Raw genomic sequence first — 25,073 nt, forward strand, 5'->3', positions numbered from 1 at the left:
GAAAACACCTAGTTCAAGCTGCAACTGCTGGACGGGCACCCCGAAAACGCGCTTGAAGGAACGCGCCCGAACGGCAGAACCAGGCGGATCAACTCCGCCGCATCCACTCCGGGTCGGGCATCTCGTGGAAGGCGTGCCGTAAGCTTTCGCTCCAGCGGGTGCGGATCATGCGGAAGTAGGCATGGTTCTCGTCGATGTTCACGTGACTGGCCACCTTCAGCTCGTCACGCTTGATCGCCAACAGATCCAGCGGCACACCGACGGATAGATTGGACCGGATGGTCGAGTCCATCGAGATCAAGGCGCACTTTGCGCCCTGGGCCAAGCTGGTGCTGCGTGAGATCACGCGGTCGAGGATCGGCTTGCCGTACTTCGACTCGCCGACCTGGAAGTAAGGCGTGTCCGCCGTCGCTTCGATGAAATTGCCGGCGGCGTAGATACAGAACAGCCGCGGCGCCTCCGTGCCGATCTGGCCGCCGAAGATGAACGAGGCGTTGAACTCGATGTGATGCTCTTTGAGCGCCTCGGCATCGCGGTGATGGATTTCGCGTAACGCTTCGCCCACGCACAGCGCGGCGTCAAACATGTTCTTGGCGGCCCAGATGCTCCCCGCGGGCTCGTTGGCGTGCTCGTGCAAAGCGTTCACGACCGCCTGCGAGATCGCGAGATTGCCGGCGGTCAGCAGCACCATGACGCGTTCGCCCGGCCGTTCGAAAACGGTCACCTTGCGGAACGTGCTGATCTGATCGACGCCCGCATTGGTGCGCGAGTCGGACAGGAACACCAGTCCGGCATCGAGCAGCATGCCTACGCAATACGTCATATCTGCAACCGAAGTGTTGGGGCGCCAGTGCCCACAGGAGTGCCGGGCGAGGTCGCCCGCGACCCGAACTATAAACCGATCACTGGTGCTCGATCACTGCTGCATGGAAGTCGCGATGCTCACGGCAACCCGCATCTCCTCCGTCCCGCCGCCGCGTCGAACCCCGCGCACCGGGCAGGCGTCAAGATAGTCACGGCCCACGGCCAGGCGGCAGTGTCGGCCATCAGCAGGCATGCGATGCGTGACGTCGACGGACATCCAGCCGTGTTCGCGGCCAGTCCACACGTCGACCCAAGCATGACTGGCGATGTCGCTGTCCGGACCGGGGTAAAAGTAGCCGCTGACGTAGCGGGCTGGAATGCCGGCGCTGCGACAGCAGGCTATATAGATGTGCGAATGATCCTGGCAGACACCCGCTCCTCGGGCGAAAGCTCGCGCGGCCGATTCGTGGACATCGGTGGCGCCTTTTTCATAGCGCACCTCCTCGCACAATTTATCCGCCAACGCCAGCAATCTCTGGCGCAGATCACCCCGGCTCTGCAGAAGCTCGCGGGCGAAATCGGCGATGGCTTCATCCGGTCGCGTCAGCGGAGTTTCCGCGAGAAATGCCAATGGAGAAATCCTGCCCTCGTCCGGCAAGGACATGCTCGCGACATCGTCTGTCTCGACGATGCCGTCGACGACGATGCGGATCTCGCGGTGAGGCTCGTCCAACGTCAACAGGTGCACGATGTTCCCGTAAGCATCCACTTGCGAACGATGGCGACCGGGCGCCGACATATTCCAGCTGAGCGCGCGCTGCATCGGATCGCGACGTGGCGTCAGGCGCAGATTCTGCACGCTGTGCTTGACCGGCTCGCCGTAGCGATAGAACGTTTCGTGTCGGATATGCAGTTGCATGCCACTCTTCCCAATGCATTGCCGTCAGGCCGGCAAGACTTCGCCAGAACTTCGATGAATCAATCCGCGGCCGAGACCAGGAAGTCTCGCGACACGCGATCGCCCAGATCCCGCACCTTCCCGAGGAATCGCACCAGGTATTCGTGCAATCCCATTTCGAACACACTGTCGATCCGACCGAAGTGCAACGAGGCTTGCAATTCACCCGCGCGTCTCTCGGTCTCCGCTGACTGCGAATTCCGCACTGCTTGCAGATGCGTATACACCTGCGACATGCACCGGCGCAGCGAGCGTGGCATGTCATCGCGCAGGACGAGCAGTTCGGCCACGCGCCTGGGAGTGATCAAGTCGCGATACACACGGCGGTAGATTTCGAAAGCGGACACGGAATGCAATAGCGCGCTCCACTGGTAATAGTCGGCGGCGCCACCGGCATACTCACCGCGAGGCAGAAGCAAGTGATACTTCACATCGAGAATGCGAGCGGTGCTGTCGGCGCGCTCGAGGTAAGTACCGAGCCAGGTGAAGTGCCAGGCTTCGTCGCGCAGCATCGTGCCTTGAATGACGCCACGAGCGACGTGCGAGCGGTACTTCACCCATTCGAAGAAGTTGCCGACCTCGGCTTCGTTGGACGCAGGCAGGGTGGTTGCGCGCATCTCCAGCCAGGTCGAGTTCAATGTTTCCCAGATCTCTGAGGTGAGCGCGCCGCGCACGGCTCGTGCGTTCTCGCGAGCGGCGCGGAGGCAACTGCAGATGCTCAGAGGGTTCTCGCGATCGAAGGCCATGAAGGCGATGGCGTTCGCGGTGGTGACGCTGTCGTAGCGTTGGCGGAAGGCGTCCATCAGGCCGTTGATGGTGAGGGTTGCGATCCAGCCTCGCTCGACGACTTCTGCGCCTTGCGGGAGCAGTGACATGCGAGAGTTGACGTCGAGCATGCGAGCGAGGTTTTCGGCACGCTCGGTGTAGCGGGCCATCCAGTAGAGGTGGTCGGCGGTGCGGCTCAGCATGCTCGTACGCCCTTCAGGCGCACTCGCCCGGAAAATGCAGAGGAAAAACAAAACCGCGGCGGCGTTATGCGCGGATCTCTCATCGCTCCAACACCCACGTATCTTTGGTTCCGCCGCCTTGCGACGAATTCACCACCAGAGATCCAGCTTGCAACGCAACGCGAGTCAGCCCGCCGGGCACCAACGTGACTTCACGCCCGGACAACACGAACGGCCGCAGATCGATGTGCCTCGGTGCGATGCCCGAGTCGACGAAGGTGGGACAAGCGGACAGTGCCAGCGTCGGTTGTGCAATGTATTTTTCCGGCGAGCGCAGGATGCGCTGGCGAAATGCAGCCAGTTCCTCCTTGCTCGCAGCCGGGCCGATCAACATGCCGTAGCCGCCCGCGCCGTGTACCTCTTTGACGACCAGCTCGGACAGATGCGCCAGCGTGTAGTCGAGGTCTTCCTTCCGGCGCAAAAGAAACGTGGGCACGTTCGAGAGCAACGGCTCTTCGCCGAGATAGAAGCGCACCATCTCCGGCACATAGGGATAGATGGATTTGTCATCCGCCACGCCGGTGCCGATCGCGTTCGCGATGGTGACGCGTCCAGCGCGATATGCTGCCAGCAATCCTGGAATGCCCAGCATGGAATCGGGCCGGAACACCAGGGGATCGAGAAAGTCGTCGTCGATGCGCCGGTAGATCACATCGACCCGCTGCGGACCGCGAGTGGTGCGCATGTAGACGAACTCGTCGTCGACGAACAAATCCTGCCCCTCGACCAGCTCGATCCCCATCTGCTGCGCCAGAAAGGCGTGCTCGAAGTAGGCGCTGTTGTAAGCGCCGGGCGTCAACAGCACGACCGTCGGATCGTTCACCCCCGGCGGCGCGACGCTACGCAGGTTTTCGAGCAGCAGGTCGGGATAATGCTCGACCGGGGCGACCGAGTGCAGCGCGAACAACTCTGGAAACAATCGCATCATCATGCGCCGGTCTTCGAGCATGTACGACACGCCGGAGGGCACGCGCAGATTGTCCTCGAGCACGTAGAACTCCCCTGCTCCGGCGCGCACCACATCGACACCCGCGATGTGCGCGTAGATACAGCCGGGCACATCGATACCCTGCATCTCCGGCCGATACTGGCCGTTGCACAGCACCTGCTCGGCAGGAATGCGCCCGGACTGCAGGATTTCCTGCGAGTGGTAGATGTCGTTGATGAAGGCGTTGAGCGCGCGCACGCGCTGCTTCAATCCTGCCGCAAGATGCTGCCACTCGCTGGCCGGGATGATGCGCGGAACGATGTCGAAGGGGATCAGCCGCTCGGTGCCGGCTTCCTCGCCATAAACGGTGAACGTGATGCCGACGCGATGAAACAGCGTATCGGCCTCGGCGCGCTTGTGAGCAACGCGCTCGCTGGGAGTGCGCGCCAGCCACGAAGCGAAGGTCTGATAGTGCTCGCGCACCCTGCCATCGCTGGCATGCATCTCATCGTACGGTGTCCCCGGCATCCCCGACCTCTGCTTTGAGTGTCAGGCAACGGAGCGAAAAGCGTGCCAGTCGGAAGGCGGGAGAAACGTGCGTGATTTGTGGGCAAGAGAACCGTTCACGCACCAATGCTGAGCCCCTGGAACGGGGCTCACGCACGATGATGGGGCACGTGCCCCATCATCGCAGATGAATTACGGCAGCTGGATCTTGCCGCCGCGTCCACCACCACCGGTGAGATTCGGCATCGGCCCCTGCGGCACCACCAACTGCGAGGCCTGCTGACGGCGCATTTCCTGAATCTGCTGAACGGTGCGCTCGATGGCCGCCTGCGCGGCCGGAGCGAAGCCGACGACGGCATCGGCCAGTGTCTTGGCTTCGATCTCGAAGTTGATGGGCACCGGGCCCATGTTGGTCATGATCTCGGCCTGGCCGATGAACAGCACCGGACGAGAGGGGTCCGCGGAGCCGTCGGCGCGTACCGGGGAGAGGCGACGAATTGCGCCGACCTTGCGGTCGGTGAAATTGTCCTCCTGGTACAGCCCCTCGGTGTCCATCTGCGGGTCCTGATTGCGATCTTCGGCCATGTGAAACCTCTAATGAATTCGCCTGCTTGCGGCCGGCGCGGAACCTGAAACGCTTTATGACAGTAGACCAGCCGCGGCCGGCATCTTCAAGGCGGACAGTCTTCGTCAGCGCCCCTGACGCCGGTACAATGGGGGCATCTTCAATGACAGCAACGGGCGCCAGCGCCTGGACCCACCCATGCAGGAATCCGACAACCCCTTCAGCGAAGCCTTCGGCAAGGCCGTCGACCTGGGCAACCGCATCGCCGATACCGACGACAAGGCCGATATCTGGGACATCGCCGACGGCCTGCTGGCGGGCGCGGTCCAGTATTGGTTGTACTCGCGCCAGCCCTGTTCGGATCCCGAATGCGAGGAATGCCAGCCCATCAGCACCGCCGAGGGCCGCATCGAAGAGCTGCGCAAGCTGATGCGCCAGTTCGCCGAAGAAAGCGAGTACTTCCACTCGCCCACCGATCGCAACGTCGGCCGTGCCTGACCGTCCAGCACGTCAGTGGTTGATTGTCAACGCCACGCGCGCGAATTTTTTACGCTGAAAAATAGTTCGCGCGTACATGCTTGATCCGTAATGCGGCATAAATGCAACGGCGGAATGCGACCGCATTTTGCGATCCAGCGCACACCGTGCGAATCGTGCCGCCCTTCACACTTTCGCCCGCGACCTTCGTGCGGGAGACCCATGCGGTGGGAATGTTGAAGAACTTGAAGCTCAGACATCGCGCGTACGTTTGCGCATACAACTCGTTCCGCTTCGCCGCCCGGCTGCGTGGCGACCTGAGCGAGTTCGCTCCTTCCATTGCCGAGACTCTGGAAAGCGTCGGTGATGAGCTTGCTGCACTGGCACGCGACAGCTGCCCGACCGAGAACGAGCGGCGCCAGCTGATCGAGGGACTGGAGGGTGCGCTGCGTGCACTCGGCCTTTCCGACGCCGCACAGATTCATATTGTTTCGCAGCTCGCGCCCCGCATCATGGCCGGCGAACCGGCCAGCGCCAGCAAGGAAGCCTGGACTCGCATCGCAGTGTGATGAATGAACTGAACATAACTTGTGATTGATGAATGGACCGAGGCGCTGCCTCAGCCGGAGAAAACGGCGGCAAGCCTCGTTCTCGTCACCACTCGTTCATCACTATCAGTGCTTGATGAGACATAACTCCAAGTCCTTGGCAGACAATCACCTGTCGCCAATCTGCCTGTCTGCTGAAAGCGACCGGAACACTTGACTTATCGCTTGTGCGTGCCGATGATCGAAGCCGTTCCTGGTCGAGATTCATGGGCAAACTCGCCGAAAGGCGAGGACGCAAAGCTTCCGGTCTAACGGATTCATTTCCTAAGACAGCGGGGTTGCCACGGGGCCGCGTCGGGCGGCAACGGTTTCGCCACAGAAGAAAACAGCGAAACCGCCGTGAACGAGCGCGATGCGCATGAGCGCGCTCCCTTCCCTGCCGAAATGCATCCGTTCAGCCAGAGTGCGTCCACCGCGGGACGCGGTGTTCGGACGGCGAAATGGGTCGGGGAAGAAACGTGGAAGAAAATACCAGCAAGGTCTACGTCGAGCGGGGAAGCTCACATCCTCCGCTGGTCGCCCAGCATGTGGGCGGCGGTACTCAGCTGTACGTCATCAACCTGTGCGCGTCCATCGCGCCGGTGGCGACGGACGGAAGAAACATTCCCGGCCTGGACAATTACAAGCTCTATCAAGTCGCGCGTGTCGAGGATGGACGCACGCGACATCGCCTGCGGCTCGGCTTCTTCACCAGCGAAGCGCATGCCGAGCGTGTGCTCACCGTCGTTCGTCAGCAGTATCCCACCGCGTTCACCACCAGCCTCGGCGACGAAGATCGTCGTTTCGCTCGCGGCTATTTGCCTGAACGCCCATCGGCTCCAGCGGCCGCGGCTCGCCCTGCTGTTGCTGTCGTCAACACGACGGCTCCTGCTCCCGCCGCGGTCGTTCCGGCGCCGAAAGCCGCACCGGCCGCACCTGCTGCTGCCGCGAAACCAGCGCCGTCGAAGGCTGACGCTCCCAAGCCCGCGGCAGCGAAGTCGAATCAAGGTGCGAAGGCCCCCGCCGACGAAGTCGTCGAGATGACCTGGGAGCCGGACGAAGCCACCAAGGCTGCGGTCACCTCCGCATCGCTGCCCAAGATCAAAGCGCTCACCGAGAGCGCCGGTCTCGACGACATGAGCTGGAACGATGACCCTGCCCCGGCACCCGCGCCCTCGAAAGAGCCGCTCGCGGTGGGCCTGCTGAGCGGCAAGTTCGCCGCGCTCGATCCCAACAAGATCAAAGGCACGAAGGCTGCTACGCCCGCACCCGCGCCCACGGTCAGCAAGCCAGTCGTTCCGCCGGCACCGGCAGTGGTGCCACCGAAACTGGACATTGGCGCCAGCGTGCGAGTGCCGGCACTGACTTTCTCGGATCCTGAACCGACGCCGGCCAGTGCGCAGAAATCACATGCGAGCGATGAGCCGTATCACGTCGGCAAGGGACTGAAGATCGAAGATGTCGAAGCCTTCGAGCTCGATCTTTATGACGAGCCGCCGGCCAAGGCGGCTGCGGCCGCTGCGCAAACGCCGGTAGCGAAGAAAGGTGCCGCTGCCAGGCCCGCTGCACCGGCCGCGAAGAAGATCGATCCGCCGGCGAAGCCAGCGGCTCCCGCTGCAAAGGTGGCGGCGCCAGCTGCGAAGGCCCCCACTCCGGCGGCAAAGCCGATTTCACCGTCGATCGTGGTGCGCGAATCGCCGCACGCGCATCCGAATCTCGACAGCACGCAGACCATTCGCGCGCTGACCAACGAAGAGCTGAACGACAACGTGCAGGAAAAGTGGTTCGCGATTCAGCTGGCAGCCTCCGAGCAGCCGGTGAATCTCGATACCATGCCGCACCTCGACATCTTCGAGGCGTACCGCTTGTACTCGGTGGCCACGGCGGGCAGCGGCAAGATCATTCATTCGCTGCGCCTGGGCTTCTTCAAGGAAGCAGTGTCGGCCGAAGCCGTCGCTGGCTATCTGAAGACGTTCTTTGCGGCGCCTTCGGTGCTGCGTATCAGCGTCGCCGAGCAAGCGCGCTTCAAGGATGCGCCGCAGCCACGGCGCGCCGAGCCCGAAGAGCCGAAGAGCAACGTCGTCGAGCTGAACAACGCGCGAGCCAATCGCGCACCGGTGGTGCCGACGGTGACCATGGAAGTCGATACTTCGGCGACCGGCAAGTTCCGTCCCAATGCGATCGGTGCGTTCCGCCCGAACGCGACCGGCTCGCTGAATTCGGCGACAGGCACGTTCAAGCCTGGCGCCACTGGTGCGTTCAGGCTGAACTCCACTGGCGTTCACAAGGCCCTGGACAGCAAAGTCGCGGCGAAATCCGCCAGCCCGGCGGTGAAGCGCTCGGAGCTCACGCGAGCCGCCGCATCCGGCAAGCACAAGACGCTCAAGAAGAGCCTCGCGGAGGAATTGCTGGAGGAAGCGCGCGAGGTCGAGCTGTCGGAGAGCGGAATCCGCAAGCTGCCTCAGAACAGTTCGCTGCTGTCCCGGCTGCTCGGCAAGAAGAAGTAGGAATTCCACACCCCGGGGTGCCCCGCAGCCCCAGGCGCGGGGTGGAGCTGGTCCGCCGCCTTTGCGTGCGGCAGAATCCGGCGTCTTGTTTCGAGGAAGACGCCGTGGACATCAGAACTGCCGACCTGTGCGATCAATTCAGCGACGAGCTGGAAGTGTGCGAACCCCTGTTCGGTGACTTCGGCGGGCAACTGCAATTCGGTGGGCAGATCGCCACCATCAAATGCTTCGAAGACAACTCCCTGGTCCGCGAGCTCACCGCCGAAGCAGGCAATGGCCGCGTCCTGGTGATCGATGCGGGCGGCTCGATGCGTCGTGCCGTGGTGGGTGACCTGCTCGCCAAAAAGGCCGTGGACAACGGCTGGCGCGGCATCGTCGTCTACGGCTGCATTCGCGATTCGGCCGCGATCGCCGACATGCCCATCGGCGTCAAAGCGCTCGGCACCCATCCGATGAAAACCGACAAGCGCGGCGAAGGCCAGCGCGACATCCCGGTGCGCTTCGGCGGCGTGACCTTCCGTCCCGGCGATTGGTTGTATGCCGACGAAGACGGCGTCATCGTCGCCCGCCGCGCTCTGATCCAGTAAATGACACAGCACGCGGGCCCCATCGCTCGCGTGATCAGAAAGACTCCAGCGGTGTTCACGTTCTCCTGCGTGACATCGCCCACGCTTGCGCATCTCGCTCGGAGTGACATCGTGACGGGGCTGCGATGGACTCGATGATCACAGCCGCGGCGCGAGCCTTGGCGACCGGAGATCCATTGGGCGCGCTGAAGCGCGTCGCTTTGCGAGACGATCCTCCAGCATTGGCACTGCGCGGCATCGCCATGGCGCAGCTCGGTGATTTCGTGCGAGCGAAGTCACTGTTGCGAGCTGCCGTTCGTGCGTTCGGACCCAAGGAAGCGGTGGCGCGAGCACGATGTGTCGTAGCGGAGGCCGAAGTTGCATTTGCCTCGCGCGATCTTGGCTGGCCAGTGAAGGCGCTGCACGCAGCGCGCGCCACGCTCGAAGAACATGGCGACCGTGCAAATGCAGCACACGCGGGTTATTTGGAGGTGCGACGGCTCGTACTGATCGGCCGCATCGAGGACGCGGAACGTACGTTGGCCACCTTCGATCCCGCACCTCTTCCGCCCCCATTGAAAGCCGCGCATGACCTGGTGGTGGCGGGAATCGCGATGCGACGGCTGCACATCAACACGGCGCACCAAGCGCTCGTACGAGCACGAGACGCCGCGCGCCGCGCGGGGATTCCTGCTCTATCGGCCGAGGTCGACAGCGCATTTCGTGTCCTCGATACTCCGGCAGCTAGGGTGATCGAACGCGGCACGGAACGCGACCTGCTTCCGCATGAAGTTGAAACTTTACTGACATCAAAGACGCTCGTCGTTGATGCGTGCCGCTATGCCTTAAGCGATGCACACGTGACGGTCTCGCTCGCGAAACGTCCCGTTCTGTTCACGCTGGCGCGTGCGCTGGCGGAAGCGTGGCCAGGAGATGTTCCCAGGCGCACGCTGATCGCAACGGCGTTTCGCACCAAACATCCTGATGAATCGCATCGAGCACGGTTACGAGTCGAGATGGGCCGGCTGCGCAGTGTGCTTCGGGCGCAAGCCAGCGTGAAAGCAACGCCGGAGGGGTTCGCGTTGACGCCACGTCACGCACGCGAGGTCGCCGTGCTGGCACGGCCCGTGGAAGAAGAACATGCGGCGATACTGGCGTTCCTGTCCGATGGCGAATCGTGGTCCAGCTCGGCGCTCGCACTTGCGCTCGGCGCCAGTCAGCGTACTGTGCAGCGCGCGCTCGACGCGCTAGCGGCAACCGGAAAGGTGCAATCTTTCGGTCGTGGTCGCGCCCGCCGCTGGATGATGCCGCCGCTGTCGGGTTTCACGACGAGCTTGTTACTCCCTGCTCTGCTCCCCAGCATCTAGGATGCTCTCACCGACCAGCGCCGCTGGTGCATCAGTCAACCGGAGAGTCATCATGAAAACGTCAGCTGCCGACATCACTCGCGAGTACGGACCTTTTCCAGGCGTCGACGCCGTGCACGGAGTCACTTACGACGGTCAACGGCTTTGGTTCGCGTCCGGCGACAAACTCAATGCCATCGACCCTGCCAGTGGCGAATCCCTACGCTCCATCAACGTCGCCTCGCATGCGGGCACGGCTTTCGATGGCCGGCATTTGTTTCAGATCGCCGAGAACCGCATTCAGAAGCTCGACCCGAGTACCGGCGAAGTACTGGCCACCATTCCCGCACCCGGAGACGGCAGCGATTCGGGGCTGGCCTGGGCGGAAGGCACGTTGTGGGTGGGACAGTATCGTGAACGCAAGATTCATCAAGTCGATCCCGACACGGGCGCCGTTCTGCGCACCATCGAGTCCAATCGCTTCGTCACGGGAGTGACGTGGGTGGACGGCGAGTTGTGGCACGCCACCTGGGAAGGCGACGAGAGCGAACTGCGCCGCATCGATCCTCGCAGCGGCGAGGTTCAGGAGAGTGTGCAGATGCCGGAGGGCGTAGGCATCTCCGGATTGGAGTCGGACGGCGCCGATCGATTCTTCTGCGGCGGCGGCCGTACCGGCAAGGTACGAGCAGTGCGCCGGCCGAAGCGAGCGGCTTAGAGACGCATCTTCTCACCGTAGCCCGTCAGCTCCAGATAACCGCGGCCAATGGGCTTGTTCCCTTCGAACGCACGCACCGCACCTTCCCAATAGAGGGTGCCGGTGCTGCCGCGCGCGTCGTTCTCCTGGTCGTCCATCAACGGACGCAAGGTGATTACGCGATCGCCCAGAGTGACTTGCCACTCGACTGGATAGTTGACGCCGCTACGCGATGATCGCCAGCGGCGCAGCGGCTTCCATTCGATCTCCTCGGGCCGATACGACACTGCGTCGTTCGAATTTCCGGCGCGCCACTTCGCCGCGGCCCACAACTCGCTTTCCTCGGGCCCGCGCATTTGAAACATCATCAACGCGCCGCCATCGTCCAGATTGAGCCCCACCCAATCCCAACCTTGAGCACGCTCGTCGACGATGGCGCCGGACCACTCGTGATCGAACCAGGCGATGCCCCGAACTGTTCGATCGCGCCCCTCGATGGCGACTCGGCCGGTGACTTCGAGCTGGGGCAGGCTGTAGTAGTAACTGGCCGATCTTGGATCCGGCCCCTTCTGGCTGAACCCTCCATCCCCCTGCAGCAGGGGTGGCGCGTTGGGGCGCAGCTTCAGATCGAGTTGCAGGTCATCCGCGTTGGCCACTGCCACGTACGTATCGCCGTCGCGGCGCAGATGCCAGTCGTCGATATGAACATCCAGCGCTCCTTCCGCAGCGGCCGCCAGGCCGAAACCGGGGCGAGCGGATTTCTCGTGATGTAACGGCGAGCCGCGTTTCGGATCGCTGACGGCAAGATGTGCGAACAGGACCTGGCGGAGAGCGAAGCGCGAGGGATTGTCCTCGTCGATGCCGGTACGCGAGCGAAAGAATGTGAGCTGAAAGCCCAGCGGAGAACCGGATTCGTCTTCCAGCCAGCCGGTGACGTACCACCACTCGGTTCTGAACTGAGGATGACTGCCTTCGTCACGCGGCAACTGTATCTCGTAGCCTGGAACCACCTCGGGATAGACGACGTCCGCGCTTGCGGCAACAAAGACCATTGCGCCCGTGGCAAACGCTGTAACTGCGCGCCACGCTCGGCGAGCAAGTCCGCCGACTCCTGGTTCTTCATCGGCTACGTGCGCCCCCGAAGGCATGAAGCTCCTTTCTGACCATTCACCAGTCATTAGTCACCAGTCATTTCTTTCTGGCACTCACCAATCTTCCCTCACGGCCCGCACCACCTCGCCTCCCATGGCCTGCCGGCCGCTGACCACCGCAATCAACGCCGCCGCGCCGATCAACGCAAGGCTCAACCCGGTCAACAAGCCGAAGGGCGCACGCAAGTCCATGCTCCAGTGGAAGGACTGTCGATTGACGACGTAGATCAGAATCAGGCTGATCGCCACACCGGCAACCAATCCCACGATCACTCCAAGCGTCCCGAGTACGGAACCCTCGATCGCCAGCATCCTTGCGACCTGCCCGCGCGTAAAGCCCAGATGGCGCAGCGCTCCGAATTCACTCCGCCGGGCCAGCACCTGCGCACTGATGCCGGCGGCAATCCCGAACAGCCCGATGGTCACGGCCACCAGTTCCAACAAATAAGTGATGGCAAAAGTTCGATCGAACGCCGCGAGCGACAACGCACGTATTTCGCCGGGCGTTCGCACGTTCTGCTCGGTTGCCGGCGGCAGCAGGTCACGAACCGCGTTGCTCACTTGCCCAATGTCGGCCGAATCATCGAGCCAGAACCAGACCGTGTTGACGGCGCGATCGCCCGTCAAGGCCAGATAGTCATCTCGCGCCATGACGATCGCACCGTTCTGATGCTCATAGTCGCGCCACACGCCTCGCACCGAAGCCCTAACCGCCTTGCCTCCGAGATTGAACTTGATCTGCGCGCCCGGCTGGAGTGCAAACAAGTCCGCAGCAGCTTCGCTGATCCACACGGGCAGCAACTCAGCAGGCAGCTCATCGGCAGCCGTGCTCATCATCCACAGTGCATCGTCGGGACGTTCGCGATCGAGCGTCCGTGCAATCAACGTCAACGCAGGTCGGTCCGGCGACAACTGCACGAGACCAAAGCGACTGTAGGCCACGCGTTCGACACCGGGCAGCCGTGCCATCGACTGGGCCAACGCCTCGTCCATATAGGACGATTGTCCCACGTAGCCCACGCGCACATACAAATCCGCCGGCAGCACCTTCTGCGTCCATTGATCGAGCGAGTCGCGGAACGATGTGACCATGATGGCCATAGACGCCATCAGGCTGAAACTGACGATGATGGAAGAAACGCTCAACGTAGCGTAGCGAGCCGTGCCTGCAATCTGCGCGACGGCGATCTCATACGGAAGATGCCGTAGGCGTGGCGCATGCCGCAGCACGAACCGCACGACAGACGGCATCGCCACGACGCATGCAATGAGCAGCAAAGCGATGGCGATGAAGCCCGGCAAAGGCAATCCGTCGATAGGCGGCAGACTCACGGTGATCGCGGCCAAAACAGCAAGCGTCAGAACCGCCCACCCGTGCGAGCGCACTTCGCCGCTGGTGATGTCGCCAGCCTTGAGCGCGCTCGCCGTCGGAACGCGCGCCGCATCGAGCGCAGGCCGCAGTGCACCGGCTACAGCCACGCCGATACCCAGTAGGGAGAACAACGCAATCTCCGCGATGTGAACGTTCAATCCGGGCGTCAGGCCACGAAAGTAACCGGCACCCAGGTCGCCACCGAGCACGCTCAGTCCGATTCTGGCGATGGCAATACCGGCCACGATTCCTATCGCCGCGCCGAGCACACCCACGATGGCGCTGCCTGCGAGCATCAGCATGAGCTGCTCGCCGCGAGTGACGCCGATAGCGTGCATGACCGCGAATTCTCGCCGTCGCCGCAAAGCCGCCAACGATTGCGTCGAATAAACAAAGAACCCGCCGGTGAACAATGCGACCAGCGCCAGCGCGGTGAGATTCGATCGATAGGCACGCGACAGGCGCAAGGCGTCGTCCGTGGCCTCGCCCGGCGTTGTGACTTTCACACCAGTCGGCAACACGGCTGCAATTGCCGCGCGCACTTCATCCGGACTGGAACCCGACGCGAGGCGCAAATTGATCCGTGACAGCTTGCCGAGCCGGCCAAACCGCCATTGCGCGGTGGCGATATCGACGACGCCCGCGAACTCCTGCAGGGCGGCCGGCGGCAGCACGCCCGAGACGCGCAATCTCTCCCGCTGCATGCCGACCTGGAACTCTACGAAGTCGCCGCGCTCCAGTTGCAATTCGCGCGCGGCGCTCGCACTCAGCAAGATCGACCGTTCGTCGAAGTCGTCGGATTCATCTTCCGGCTGGCCCCGGGACGCACCGCCGCCAACGACCGTCTCTGCGAACGCAGGCTGCAACAGCCGCGAACGAAAGCCATCCAAACCGATGAGCGTCAGCGAGCCGCGATGACCAATCAGCTTGGCCTCGACTTGCACGACAGGGCTTGCGACTGCGACCCCGGGAACGCGAGCGACGCGTGGATACAAATTCTCCTCGAAGTCGTCGGCGCCGCGTTCCACTGCGAGATCGGCCAGTCCATACAGGCTGCGCGCCGCCAGGGAAATCTCGTCGGCAGCGGAGCGATTGATGAGATAGATCGCCAGGCCCAGCGCGACGCCGAGCGCGATGGCGAGAATGGCCAGCAAGGTTCGCCCGGGCGAGCGTCGCATGGGCCCGGTAATCGCGGCCTCGATGAGCAGCGGCGCGCTCACGATCGAGGTGCGACAGCGGCAACTCGGGGCGCCAGTCCTTGCCGGGAAAGTTGCAGGATGCGATCGGTCGTGGCGGCCGCAAGCTCGGAATGCGTCACCAGGATGCCTGCCGCGTTATCGCGCTTGAGTTGTGCCGCAAGCAGCTCGAGCACTTCGGCCGCGGACTCCGCGTCGAGATTGCCCGTGGGTTCATCAGCCAGCACCAGCGCCGGACGATGGACCAGCGCGCGAGCCACGGCGACACGCTGCATTTCCCCACCCGAGAGTTGCGATGGAGAGGCATCGGCTCGCTCCAGCATCCCAACGGCATCCAGCAGCTCGCGCACTCGCTCGGACGCCTCACGACCTTGCCGGCCATTGAGTGCCAGCGGCAGTGCGACGTTGCGTTCGACGCTCAGGTGCGGCAGCAAATGAAAAGCTTGAAACACAAACCCCATGCGCGCCCGTCGCAAGCGCGTGCGCTCATCGTCACCGAGCGCACTGATGTCTCGCCCATCGAGCGAGATTCGACCTGCATCCGGCGTGTCGAGCCCCGCGATCAAGTTGAGCAATGTCGACTTGCCGGTACCCGACTCGCCCATGACCGCGATGTATTCGCCAGCAGCGAGTTGCAGTGAGACGCCACCGAGCACACGTCGCGGTGGCGGACCGCCGAAAGATTTGCTGATGTTTTCGACCTGCAGCATCGCCGGCGCTGCGCCCCTGATCGACGATATGAACGTCGCGGTTAGAACGCGAAGGTTACACCGAGCGCGGCGTGGTACTGCAGGAACGTGTCGGACTTGGTGCGAATGGCGCAGGTACCGGCGCCGTTGTCGGACACGCAGAAGATATTGCCGTCGGTGTCGAGCAACGACACGAAGGCTCGTGCGTCGAGACGCACGCCCAGGTGTTCGGTGATCGGCACCTTCACGCCGGTGCCCACCGTGAACGCCAGCTTGGTCTCATCATCGAGCCCCGATTGATCCGGACTGAAGCGCGCCGCGCCGACCGTGATGCCGAAATAGGGAATCACACGCTCGGCATCGGGACTACTGACAGTGCCACCGATCTGCAGGTACTGGACGTCGAGGTCCAGCGGCGACGTGCCGCCGATCTGCGTGCTCTGCTGCGCGTAGATCAGCTCATAGTGTCGCCATTGATCGACGGCGGCGTTGATGATCACGCCGAAGTCGTTGTCCTCGTCGAGGTCGCGATCGGTATTGGTCGCCGGGTCCTCGAACTCGCCGCCGGCCATATAGCCGATGAACGGCGTGATCTCCCATGTCTTGTAGCTGTCCGGCGCACTCTGCGCGGAAACTGTGGCGGACGCCGCGAACAGCGTCAGGCCCAGCGCCGCGCCGCGCCCTCCATGCCGCCTTGCGCGTGTCGAAATCTGTCGTGGAAAGAACCACTTACCCATGTGGTGGCGCCCTGTCTGATAACGCATGACCTGAAGACTCCTTATACGGCTGGCTCGCCGACCGGACAGCCGTCGCGCCGGCTAAGTTAACATGTCGCGGGATCAATGCCTGAACGTTGCCCTCGCCACACACTATTCGCGACCGCGCCAGCCTTCGAGTCACATCGAGTCATCAATGAAGTGGTCGGGTTTTCTGGTTGCCGCCGTGTTCGCTGCGCTTACATTCGGACTGTGGGCCTATATGAACCGGCCGGCCGCCGAGCCGCCCTGGCCGGAGCGCGTGCAAGGCATGGCCTTCTCGCCGTTCCAGGCGGGGCAGGATCCGGTGGTGCAGGTGCTGCCCACCGAACAGCAGATCGACAGCGATCTGCGCCTGTTGGCCGGCAAGGTGACCGCCGTTCGCACCTACTCGACGCTCAAGAGTCTCGGCCGGATTCCGGAGCTCGCCGCGCGTCACGACATGAAGGTCACGGTCGGCGCCTGGCTCGACCGACGCCTGGCGACCAACGAGCAGGAAGTGGCCGCGGCCATCGAGCTGGCCAACAGACATTCCAATGTGATTCGCCTGGTCATCGGCAATGAAGCCATTCTGCGTGGCGACCTGACCGTCGCGCAGCTCACGCGCCAATTGGATCGAGTGCGCGAGGCGGTGGCGCAGCCGGTCAGCACCGCCGAGCCCTGGCACGTGTGGCTCAAGCATCCCGAGCTGGTCGAGCACGTCGACTATCTCGCCGTGCACATGCTGCCGTACTGGGAGGGCATTCCGGTCGAACAAGCCATCGACTACATCGCCGCTCGCATGGATGAGCTGAAACGCGCGTATCCCAACAAGCCCATCGTGATCGCCGAAGCGGGCTGGCCTTCCGATGGCCGCACTCGCGAGGGCGCCGTAGCGTCCACCAGCAATCAGGCCATGTTCCTGCGACGCTTTCTGGAGCGCGCCAGACACGAAGGCTACATCTATTACTTGATGGAAGCGTTCGACCAGCCGTGGAAGACCCGCTACGAAGGCGCCGTCGGCTCGTACTGGGGCATCTACGACGTCTATCGCCAACCGAAATTCGCATTCGTCGAACCCATCGTGCGCATTCCGCAATGGCAAACGCTTGCCACGATCTCCGTCGCCATCGCCACGATCATTCTAGGCATGCTCTACGTGCACAGCCTTGCGCTGGGAACACGTGGACGCAGCTTGTTGGCCGTGGTCGTGTACGGCGTCGCGACTACGATGGTCTGGATCATCTACGACTACTCGCGCCGCTATCTCACCTGGACCAGCGTACTGGTCGGCACGTTGTTGATCCTGGGCATGCTCGGGGTCATTGCGGTGTTGCTCACCGAAGCGCTCGAGTGGGCCGAAGCGCGCTGGGGCAAGCCTCGCAAGCGGCCATTCGTCGCCACCGCTGGCGCCGCGTTACCGAAGGTTTCGATTCACGTGCCGGCCTACAACGAGCCACCCGACATGTTGATCGAGACACTCGATGCCCTGGCGCGGCTCGACTATCCCGATTTCGAAGTCATCGTCGTCGACAACAACACACCGGAGCCCTCGGTGTGGCAACCGGTGGAACAGCATTGCCGCAGACTGGGCGAGCGTTTCAAGTTCTTCCACGTTGCCCCGCTGTCGGGCTTCAAAGCTGGCGCATTGAACTACGCGCTCCGGCACACCGCCGCCGACGCGGAGGTGGTGGCCGTAATCGACAGCGACTACAAGGTCGAGCCGCATTGGCTGCGTGAGCTGGTGCCCGCGTTCACCGACCCGAAGATCGCCATCGTGCAAGCACCGCAGGACTACCGTGACGCGGAGGAGAATGCGTTCAAGGCAATGTGCTACGCCGAGTATCGCGGCTTCTTTCACATCGGCATGGTAGTGCGCAACGAGCGCAACGCCATCATCCAACACGGCACGATGACACTGGTGCGACGTTCGGCCCTGCAGAGCGTCGGCGGCTGGGCCGAGTGGTGCATCACTGAAGACGCCGAGCTCGGCTTGCGCCTGTTCGAGCAGGGCCACGAAGCACAGTATCTGCCGGTCACTTATGGCCGTGGCCTGATGCCCGAAACGTTCACTGACTATAAGAAGCAACGTTTCCGCTGGGCATACGGCGCGGTGCAGATCCTGCGCGCGCACGGCGGCATATTGTTCAGCTCCGACGAGCGGCTCACCAAGGGTCAGCGCTACCACTTTATCGCGGGCTGGCTGCCGTGGATGGCAGACGGACTGAACCTCATTTTCAATCTAGTCGCGTTGGCGTGGTCGGCCGCGATGATCATCGCACCCCACCGCTTCGATCCGCCGCTGATGATGTTCTCGGTGCTGCCGCTGACCTTGTTCGCATTCAAGCTGGCGAAGCTCGCGCATCTCTACTCATCGCGCGTGGGAGCGAACATCCGACAGACGTTGGCCGCGGCACTGGCCGGGCTCGCTCTTTCCCACGCCGTGGGTGTTGCGGTAGTCACAGGAATGCTGACTCGTTCTCAACCATTCTTCCGTACACCGAAGGGCAAGCAGCCGCACGCCTTGATCGCAGGCTTCGCGGCTGCGCGCGCCGAAACCGCCTGGATGTTGGCGCTGATACTCGCGGCGGTCGGTCTGACGCACCAGTTCACCATCGCACCCGGATTCATTCTCGGGATTCCCGAAGAGCTGAAGGCACCGGATGTGTCCCTGTGGGTTGCCGTACTGTTGATTCAGGCCATCCCCTACGCTGCCTCTCTGCTCATGTCACTCGTCAGCGCACTGTCGCTGCCCGCCCGATGGCTGGGACGGCCGCCACAAGGCAACGCCCTGGCCGGTGCGCGGTTTCGTGCCTCCGATTCCGCTGACTAGTTCCTGAAAACGCCTATTTGCCGACTTGCCGTCCGGCGATCTCTCCCTAGAATTGCTGCCTGGGCAGTAATTTCCTAGAATTGCTGCCCAGGCAGCAATTGCCGAGGCCACCCATGCCCAAGCCCTACTACCGACCCGACACATTCCACCTACGCGACAGCATCGGCTACCTGGTCAAGCGCACGCAGCGACTGATGCAGGAGGGCATCGAAGCGCGTTTCGCCGCGCAGGGTTGCACTCTGCAGCAGTGGGCGGTGCTGATGAATCTGCGCGACGGACTGGCGACCACGGTCGCCGAACTGTGCCGCGACCTGCATCACGACAGTGGGGCGATGACGCGCCTGATCGATCAGCTCGAGTCTCGCAATCTAATCGAGCGTCGCCGTAACCCTGACGACCGGCGCGTCATCGAGCTGTCGCTCACCAAAGCCGGGCACAAGGTGCTCGACAAGTTGATTCCCACGGCATGTGACATGTTGAACGAATCGCTGGCTGGCCTCAGCCGCGAAGAAGTGAAGCTGCTGCAGTCACTGCTGCGGCGAACGATCGATCGCCTGCAAAACATGAGTCTGACCACGAGCGCTACGGAAAAGCAGAAGGCGTCATGAAAATGACGGCACACTTCGCTCCGCATGCCGCCGCTTTGGTGCTTGGCGTGGCCACCGCACTGAGCGGTTGTGTGACTCCGCCGAAGACCGAGCCGCAACTGCAAACGATCGCCGATGACAACATCGGCCTCGGCACGGCCGCTACGCCGGTTGTGATGGAGCGCTGGTGGGAGCAGTACGGCGATCCGCAGTTCGATCAGCTCGTCACCACGGCGCTGGAACGCAACCCCAATTTGCAACAGGCATTGGCACGCCTGCGCGCGGCCCAGGCGCAAGTGCAGCTTGCCACGGCACAGCGTCGACCGGGCGTGACGCTCAACGGTCAGGAACAACGCAGCCGCCTGCCCGAGGAATATTTGATTCCGCCGCCGTTTGGCGGCGGCACCTACTGGTCGGGTCAGTTGCTGGCCGATCTGTCGTGGGACCTGGATTTCTTTGGCCGGCAAGCCGCACTCATCAAACAGGCTCAGGCCACGGAGGAAGCCGTTCGCTTGGATTCCGCCGCGGCTCGCCTCGCGACCACCGTAGCGTTGTCTCAGACGTATCTGGATCTGAATCGCGCCATCGCGCTGGCCGACATCGCGCAACAGTCTCTGGAGCAGAGACAGCGCATTCTCGACATCACTCGCAAGCGCATCGGCGCTGGCCTGGATACCAACGTCGAGCTGCGTGAGGCCGAGTCGGCCGTACCACAGGCTGGTCTGGCACGCCTGCAGGCCGAGGCAGCTCGTGAAGTAGCCATTCATCGCCTGGCTGCACTGATTGGTGAAGGCGCGGATGCTTATGAACGCATCGGCAAGCCCACGCTCAATCTCGAAACCGCCCTGTCGATTCCGTCCGAGCTGCCTGCGGACTTGTTGGGTCGCCGTCCTGACGTGCTCGCAGCTCGTGCGCGCGTGGAAGCGGCCACGTCACAACGAGCCGCTGCGCGTGCCGCGTTCTATCCAAACGTAAATTTGGGCGCGTTCGCAGGCTTTCAGGCCATCGGGCTCGACAATCTTTTCCAGGCGAACAATCGCAGCTACGGTGTGGGCCCCGCGATCAGCTTGCCGCTGTTCGACTCGCAGCGCCTGAAGTCTCAGTTCAACACCGCGACGGCCCTGCAGGACGAAGCCATCGGTGCTTACAACGAAGTGGTGCTGTCGGCCGTGCAACAGGTCGCCGACCAGCTGAGCCAGGTGAACTACAGCGCGCGTCAATTGGAAGAGGCACGCGCGACGCTCACAGCCGCCGAAGAAGCTTATCGGCTCGCGCACAAACGCTATGAAGCCGGCCTGGCGAACTATCTCTCGGTGCTCACGACCGAAACCCAGGTGCTGAACGCACGCACCACCTACGTGAACATCCTCCATCAACAAGCGCTCGCTCGTGTGTCGCTGCTGCTGGCCGTCGGCGGCAACTTCCACGCGGCGAGCTGATTGCATTACGCAACGGAACTCCCATGAGTGACCCCAATACCAATGACACTCCCGCCACGAACGGCAACGGCGCCCGCCGGCGAGGCCTGCTGATTCTTGCCGCCGTCGTCGCGCTCGGTGCCATCGGCTACACCGCTTACTGGCTCACAGTGGCGCGCTACTACGAGAGCACTGACGACGCTTACGTCGCTAGCGATATCGTGCAGATCACGAGCGAAGTGTCGGGCGCCGTACTCGGCGTTCACGTCGATGACACACAGACCGTGCAGCGTGGTCAGGTTCTGGTCGAGCTGGACCCTGCCGATGCAAACATCGCCGTTGCCGCCGCCGAAGCGGAGCTTGCACGCACCGTTCGCGAAGTTCGTGCGCTGCATGCCCAAGCCGATCAACTGCGCGCTCAGATTTCCGAGCGCGAGACCGACCTGAAGAAATCTCAAAGCGACTATGCACGTCGCCAGGCTCTGGTAGCCGATGGCGCGGTGTCGGGCGAAGAGATCGCACACGCACAGGACACGATTGATCAGACGCGTGCGGCGCTCCAGGCGGCGCAACGCCAGCTCGACGCGACCCTCGCCCAGATCGAAGGCACGACAATCGAAGATCATCCGAACGTGCTGGCCGCGGCGGCGCGTCTTCGCGATGCGTCCCTGGCGTTGCGACGTACGACGATCCGTTCGCCCGTGACCGGCACGGTCGCGAAACGCGGCGTACAAGTCGGGCAGCACGTGAGTCCCGGCTCGCCACTGCTCGCAGTCGTGCCTTTGGATGACGTGTGGATCGACGCGAATTTCAAAGAGAGCCAGCTGAAGAACGTGCGCGTCGGTCAACCCGTCACGGTGCACGCGGACATTTATGGTAACGATGTCGAGTACACCGGCACGGTCGCCGGGCTGGCCGCAGGCAGCGGCAGCGCCTTCGCCCTGCTGCCCGCGCAGAATGCGTCAGGCAATTGGATCAAGATCGTTCAGCGTGTGCCGGTGCGCATCACGCTCGATCCGGCGCAGTTGAAGAACAATCCGCTGCGAGTCGGGCTGTCGATGCATGCGGAGATCGACGTGCGCGACACGTCAGGCCCGCTGGTGGCATCGCAGGTTCGCAATACACCCCAACCACTGCGCCAGAGTGTCGGCGAGGATCCGAAGGTAGAGCAGCGTATCGCCGAGATCATTCATCGGAACAACCCGGCGACCAAAAGTGCGGTCGCGAGCAATCGGCAGACAACGCAGCCGCGTGAGCGCCGCGCCGAAATGGCATCGTTTTCTGCCAACGGGATCGCGGCCGGCCATTGATCCACTGCGATAGCCGGCGACCAGCAGAGCGACACTGAGGCACATTCCGTGAGCACCAACGCTACAGACGCATCGGCGACGGCGCCCATGCAAGGCGGCGCCCTGTGGGTGACCGCCTTGGCGCTGGCGCTCGGCACGTTCATGCAGGTGCTGGATACCACCGTCGCCAATGTTTCCATTCCGACCATTGCCGGCAATCTCGGCGCGTCGACGGATCAAGGCACCTGGGTGATCACGTCGTTCGCGGTCGCCAACGGCATCAGCGTGCCGCTCACCGGCTGGCTGATGATGCGGTTCGGCATCGTGCGCACGTTCGTGGTCGCGGTGCTCGCGTTCACCGTGACTTCACTACTGTGCGGCCTCGCCTGGAATCTTTCGTCGCTGGTGTTCTTCCGCGTCCTGCAAGGCGCCGCGTCCGGTCCGATGGTGCCGGGATCGCAAGCGCTGTTGTTGCTGCTGTTTCCGCCAGCAAGGAAAGGACTGGCGCTGGCACTGTGGTCGATGACCACGCTGGTCGCGCCCATCATGGGCCCGATGCTGGGCGGCTGGATTTCGGACAATGCCACCTGGCCCTGGATCTTTTATATCAATGTGCCGATCGGCTTGTTCACCGTGGCGGTATGCTGGTTCCAGTTGCGTCGTCGCGAAACGCCCACCCGCAAGCTGCCGGTCGATCAGGTCGGCATCGCGCTGCTGGTCGTCTGGGTCGGCGCCCTGCAGATCGCCTTGGACAAGGGCAAGGACGAGGACTGGTTCTCTTCGCCGTTCATCGTCGTGCTCTCGCTCATCGCCGTGATCGGATTCGCTGCCTGGCTGATCTGGGAACTGACCGACAAGCACCCCATCGTCGATCTGTCCCTGTTCAAGCACCGCAATTTCACTTTCGCTCTGATACCGATGACGCTCGGCTATGCAGTGTTCTTCGGCAACGTCGTGATCTTGCCGCTATGGATGCAAACGCAGCTCGGCTATACGGCGACATGGGCGGGATTACTCGCCGCGCCCAGTGGTGTCGTTGCAGTCCTGGTCTCGCCGCTGGCGGCGCGCTTCCTCGCGAAATGGGATGCTCGCTGGCTCACCGCATTGGCGCTCGCGGCGTTTGCTGGCTCTTATTACATGCGTGCGCAGCTGACCGCCGATGCGGCGGTCATGGACTTCGTCATCCCGCAGCTCATCCAGGGCATTGCGATGGGCACGTTCTTCGTCGCGATCCTGACCATCATGCTCGATGGCATCGAGCCGCCGCGCGTACCGGCGGCCTCCGGCCTGGCGATCTTCCTGCGTACTATCGCGGCGAGCTTCGCCACATCGATCACGACCACGTTCTGGGATCGGCGCGAAGCGTTCCATCAGGCACATCTCGCGACCGGCACCAGCGTGTACGACGCACCCATGCAAGAAGCTTTGAACCAGATGCACTCGCTGGGCATGTCGGACGGCGCCGCGCTGACAGCGCTCAACCAGCAGATGGTCGGCCAGGCGTACCTGCTCTCGTCGCTGGACTACTTCTGGATATCGTCCTGGCTCACGCTGTTCATGATAGCGCTGGTGTGGCTGGCACGACGGCCAGCCACCGCCGGTACGGCTCACGTCGCCGCGGATTGACGCTGCTCAGATCCGAATGGTGCGGCCCGTGTGGATCGAGCCGTAGATGGCTCGCATGATCTTCACGTCCTGCATGCCTTCTTCGCCTGGCACGATGGTCTGCCGCCCTTCCTTGATGCAGCGAGCGAAGTCGTCGAGTTGCGCGGCGAACATGTCGACCTGAGGAAACGACAGCGGTTTGCCGTCGCTGCGCGAGCCCTTGATGCCGCCGTAGTAATAAGCCGGGTCCAGCTCGAACCAGCCGCGTTCGCAGTTGGCCCGGAAATTCTTGATGCCGCCGACTTTGAAGCTCGCCGTGCAGTAGGCCGTCGCGCCACTCGGAAACTGCGCCGTCCAGGTCACGGTCTCGTCGACTTCCTCGAACTTCACCGGATCGGTCTTGGTCTCGGTGGCCGTCACCGAGATCGGCTCTTCGCCAGTCAGATAGCGCGTCGCCTGCAGCGCGTACACGCCGACATCCATCAACGCACCGCCGCCGGACAGCGCATGTTTGAGACGCCATTGATCCGGACTGCCGACATCGATACCAAAACCCGCTTCGATGATGCGCACTGGACCGAGCTCCTGCTCGCGCGCAATACGAATGCACTCCAGGTGATGTGGCTCGAAACGGCAGCGGTACGCAGTGCCCAGCATGCGGCCCGCCGCCTTGCAGGCATCGATCATCTGCTGGCAGCGCTCCACCGATATCTCCAACGGCTTTTCGCAGTACACATGCTTGCCGGCCTTGGCGGCGGCGAGCGTGTGCTCCAGATGAAGCGCGTTGGGAGTGACCACATAGACGATGTCGATGTCGTCGTTGTTGGCCATGCGATGCATGGTGTCGTAGGTGTAAACGCTGCGCGCCGGCAGGTTGTATTTCTTGCGCCATTCACTGGCCTTGCTGTCGCTGCCGCTGATGATGCCGGCCAGGCGGCAATGTTCGGTCTTCAGCAGTGCCGGGGCGATCTGGTTGGTACTCAGGCTGCCGAGGCCGCACAAGGCCACGCCCAGTTTCTTGTTAGAACTGGCCGCCCGCGCGCGGCTAACGACGAATGGGGCAGCGAGCGAGGCGGCAGCCGCGCCCTTGATGAAATGTCGGCGAGAGAGATCCTGCATGCTCACTTCACTCCGTTGGGCCGAGTGCGCGAGCTTAGCCCCATGAACCGCACCGCGCCATCCACCAGACGAGCATGCGACTGAAGCTGCGGGCTGCCGTTTGCTTTCGGTTGCTTGCTGGCTATCGATCCGGG

General features: G+C 63.0%; 21 protein-coding genes and 1 riboswitch. Of the genes, 11 read left to right on the forward strand and 10 right to left on the reverse strand.

Annotated elements, in window-relative coordinates; genetic code table 11:
* Nucleotides 1–88: 88 nt before the first annotated feature.
* The 5 genes from VGE08_RS24230 to VGE08_RS24250 form a co-directional block, all read right to left on the reverse strand.
* The gene (locus VGE08_RS24230; RefSeq protein ID WP_331070508.1) at nucleotides 89–823 is read right to left on the reverse strand and encodes a proteasome-type protease; all 735 of its coding nucleotides are present in this window, start codon (nucleotides 821–823) and stop codon (nucleotides 89–91) included.
* Between the two features lie 93 nt (nucleotides 824–916).
* Nucleotides 917–1,723: a transglutaminase family protein gene (locus VGE08_RS24235; protein WP_331070509.1), complete on the reverse strand. Its 807-nt coding sequence runs from the start codon at nucleotides 1,721–1,723 to the stop codon at nucleotides 917–919.
* 59 nt (nucleotides 1,724–1,782) lie between these two features.
* A complete protein-coding gene (locus VGE08_RS24240; RefSeq protein ID WP_331070510.1) occupies nucleotides 1,783–2,730 on the reverse strand; it encodes an alpha-E domain-containing protein in 948 nt (315 codons plus the stop codon).
* Nucleotides 2,731–2,809: 79 nt separating this feature from the next.
* On the reverse strand, nucleotides 2,810–4,225 hold the full coding sequence (locus tag VGE08_RS24245; protein ID WP_331070511.1) for a circularly permuted type 2 ATP-grasp protein: 1,416 nt from the start codon (nucleotides 4,223–4,225) through the stop codon (nucleotides 2,810–2,812).
* Between the two features lie 171 nt (nucleotides 4,226–4,396).
* The gene (locus VGE08_RS24250) at nucleotides 4,397–4,789 is read right to left on the reverse strand and encodes a hypothetical protein (RefSeq protein WP_331070512.1); all 393 of its coding nucleotides are present in this window, start codon (nucleotides 4,787–4,789) and stop codon (nucleotides 4,397–4,399) included.
* Nucleotides 4,790–4,967: 178 nt separating this feature from the next.
* Between VGE08_RS24250 and VGE08_RS24255 the strand changes: the two genes are divergently transcribed.
* The 6 genes from VGE08_RS24255 to VGE08_RS24280 all read left to right on the forward strand — a co-directional run bounded on the left by VGE08_RS24255 (nucleotide 4,968) and on the right by VGE08_RS24280 (nucleotide 10,967).
* Nucleotides 4,968–5,267 (forward strand): hypothetical protein, encoded by a 300-nt coding sequence (locus tag VGE08_RS24255; protein ID WP_293866874.1) that lies wholly within the window; start codon nucleotides 4,968–4,970, stop codon nucleotides 5,265–5,267.
* Nucleotides 5,268–5,413: 146 nt separating this feature from the next.
* A complete protein-coding gene (locus VGE08_RS24260; RefSeq protein WP_331070513.1) occupies nucleotides 5,414–5,815 on the forward strand; it encodes a hypothetical protein in 402 nt (133 codons plus the stop codon).
* Between the two features lie 238 nt (nucleotides 5,816–6,053).
* Nucleotides 6,054–6,140, forward strand: a riboswitch (cyclic di-GMP riboswitch).
* Between the two features lie 172 nt (nucleotides 6,141–6,312).
* On the forward strand, nucleotides 6,313–8,340 hold the full coding sequence (locus VGE08_RS24265) for a hypothetical protein (protein WP_331070514.1): 2,028 nt from the start codon (nucleotides 6,313–6,315) through the stop codon (nucleotides 8,338–8,340).
* Between the two features lie 104 nt (nucleotides 8,341–8,444).
* A complete protein-coding gene (gene rraA / locus VGE08_RS24270) occupies nucleotides 8,445–8,927 on the forward strand; it encodes a ribonuclease E activity regulator RraA (protein ID WP_331070515.1) in 483 nt (160 codons plus the stop codon).
* 125 nt (nucleotides 8,928–9,052) lie between these two features.
* Nucleotides 9,053–10,273, forward strand: coding sequence for a hypothetical protein (locus VGE08_RS24275; protein ID WP_331070516.1), 1,221 nt, complete (start codon nucleotides 9,053–9,055; stop codon nucleotides 10,271–10,273).
* Nucleotides 10,274–10,325: 52 nt separating this feature from the next.
* Complete coding sequence (locus VGE08_RS24280; protein WP_331070517.1) at nucleotides 10,326–10,967, forward strand: DUF5074 domain-containing protein; 642 nt, start codon at nucleotides 10,326–10,328, stop codon at nucleotides 10,965–10,967.
* On the opposite strand, the gene VGE08_RS24285 is transcribed toward VGE08_RS24280, so the two are convergent.
* The 4 genes from VGE08_RS24285 to VGE08_RS24300 all read right to left on the reverse strand — a co-directional run bounded on the left by VGE08_RS24285 (nucleotide 10,964) and on the right by VGE08_RS24300 (nucleotide 16,118).
* A complete protein-coding gene (locus VGE08_RS24285; RefSeq protein ID WP_331070518.1) occupies nucleotides 10,964–11,998 on the reverse strand; it encodes a carotenoid 1,2-hydratase in 1,035 nt (344 codons plus the stop codon). The genes VGE08_RS24280 and VGE08_RS24285 overlap by 4 nt on opposite strands.
* Nucleotides 11,999–12,151: 153 nt before the next feature.
* On the reverse strand, nucleotides 12,152–14,689 hold the full coding sequence (locus VGE08_RS24290) for an FtsX-like permease family protein (protein WP_331070519.1): 2,538 nt from the start codon (nucleotides 14,687–14,689) through the stop codon (nucleotides 12,152–12,154).
* Entirely contained in the window at nucleotides 14,686–15,375 is a 690-nt protein-coding gene (locus VGE08_RS24295) for an ABC transporter ATP-binding protein (protein ID WP_331070520.1), read from the reverse strand. The genes VGE08_RS24290 and VGE08_RS24295 overlap by 4 nt, the downstream gene beginning before the upstream one ends.
* 41 nt (nucleotides 15,376–15,416) lie before the next feature.
* The gene (locus VGE08_RS24300) at nucleotides 15,417–16,118 is read right to left on the reverse strand and encodes an outer membrane beta-barrel protein (RefSeq protein WP_331070521.1); all 702 of its coding nucleotides are present in this window, start codon (nucleotides 16,116–16,118) and stop codon (nucleotides 15,417–15,419) included.
* 148 nt (nucleotides 16,119–16,266) lie between these two features.
* Here VGE08_RS24300 and VGE08_RS24305 point away from each other — a divergent pair, with 148 nt between their 5' ends.
* From VGE08_RS24305 to VGE08_RS24325, 5 genes are all read left to right on the forward strand, one after another.
* Nucleotides 16,267–18,921: a glycosyltransferase gene (locus tag VGE08_RS24305; RefSeq protein ID WP_331070522.1), complete on the forward strand. Its 2,655-nt coding sequence runs from the start codon at nucleotides 16,267–16,269 to the stop codon at nucleotides 18,919–18,921.
* Between the two features lie 113 nt (nucleotides 18,922–19,034).
* Nucleotides 19,035–19,529 carry a MarR family transcriptional regulator gene (locus VGE08_RS24310; RefSeq protein ID WP_331070523.1) on the forward strand — a complete coding sequence of 165 codons (495 nt, stop codon included), beginning with the start codon at nucleotides 19,035–19,037 and terminating at the stop codon, nucleotides 19,527–19,529.
* The gene (locus VGE08_RS24315) at nucleotides 19,526–20,947 is read left to right on the forward strand and encodes an efflux transporter outer membrane subunit (RefSeq protein WP_331070524.1); all 1,422 of its coding nucleotides are present in this window, start codon (nucleotides 19,526–19,528) and stop codon (nucleotides 20,945–20,947) included. Before VGE08_RS24310 ends, VGE08_RS24315 begins: the two co-directional genes overlap by 4 nt.
* A gap of 23 nt (nucleotides 20,948–20,970) precedes the next feature.
* Complete coding sequence (locus tag VGE08_RS24320; protein WP_331070525.1) at nucleotides 20,971–22,236, forward strand: HlyD family efflux transporter periplasmic adaptor subunit; 1,266 nt, start codon at nucleotides 20,971–20,973, stop codon at nucleotides 22,234–22,236.
* Between the two features lie 87 nt (nucleotides 22,237–22,323).
* Nucleotides 22,324–23,841, forward strand: a complete 1,518-nt coding sequence (locus VGE08_RS24325) for a DHA2 family efflux MFS transporter permease subunit (RefSeq protein WP_349258799.1) — start codon at nucleotides 22,324–22,326, stop codon at nucleotides 23,839–23,841.
* Nucleotides 23,842–23,847: 6 nt separating this feature from the next.
* On the opposite strand, the gene VGE08_RS24330 is transcribed toward VGE08_RS24325, so the two are convergent.
* Complete coding sequence (locus VGE08_RS24330; RefSeq protein WP_331070527.1) at nucleotides 23,848–24,939, reverse strand: Gfo/Idh/MocA family oxidoreductase; 1,092 nt, start codon at nucleotides 24,937–24,939, stop codon at nucleotides 23,848–23,850.
* Nucleotides 24,940–25,073: the final 134 nt, after the last annotated feature.

The sequence above is a fragment of the Steroidobacter sp. genome (genome assembly GCF_036406195.1).
GTDB lineage: Bacteria > Pseudomonadota > Gammaproteobacteria > Steroidobacterales > Steroidobacteraceae > Steroidobacter.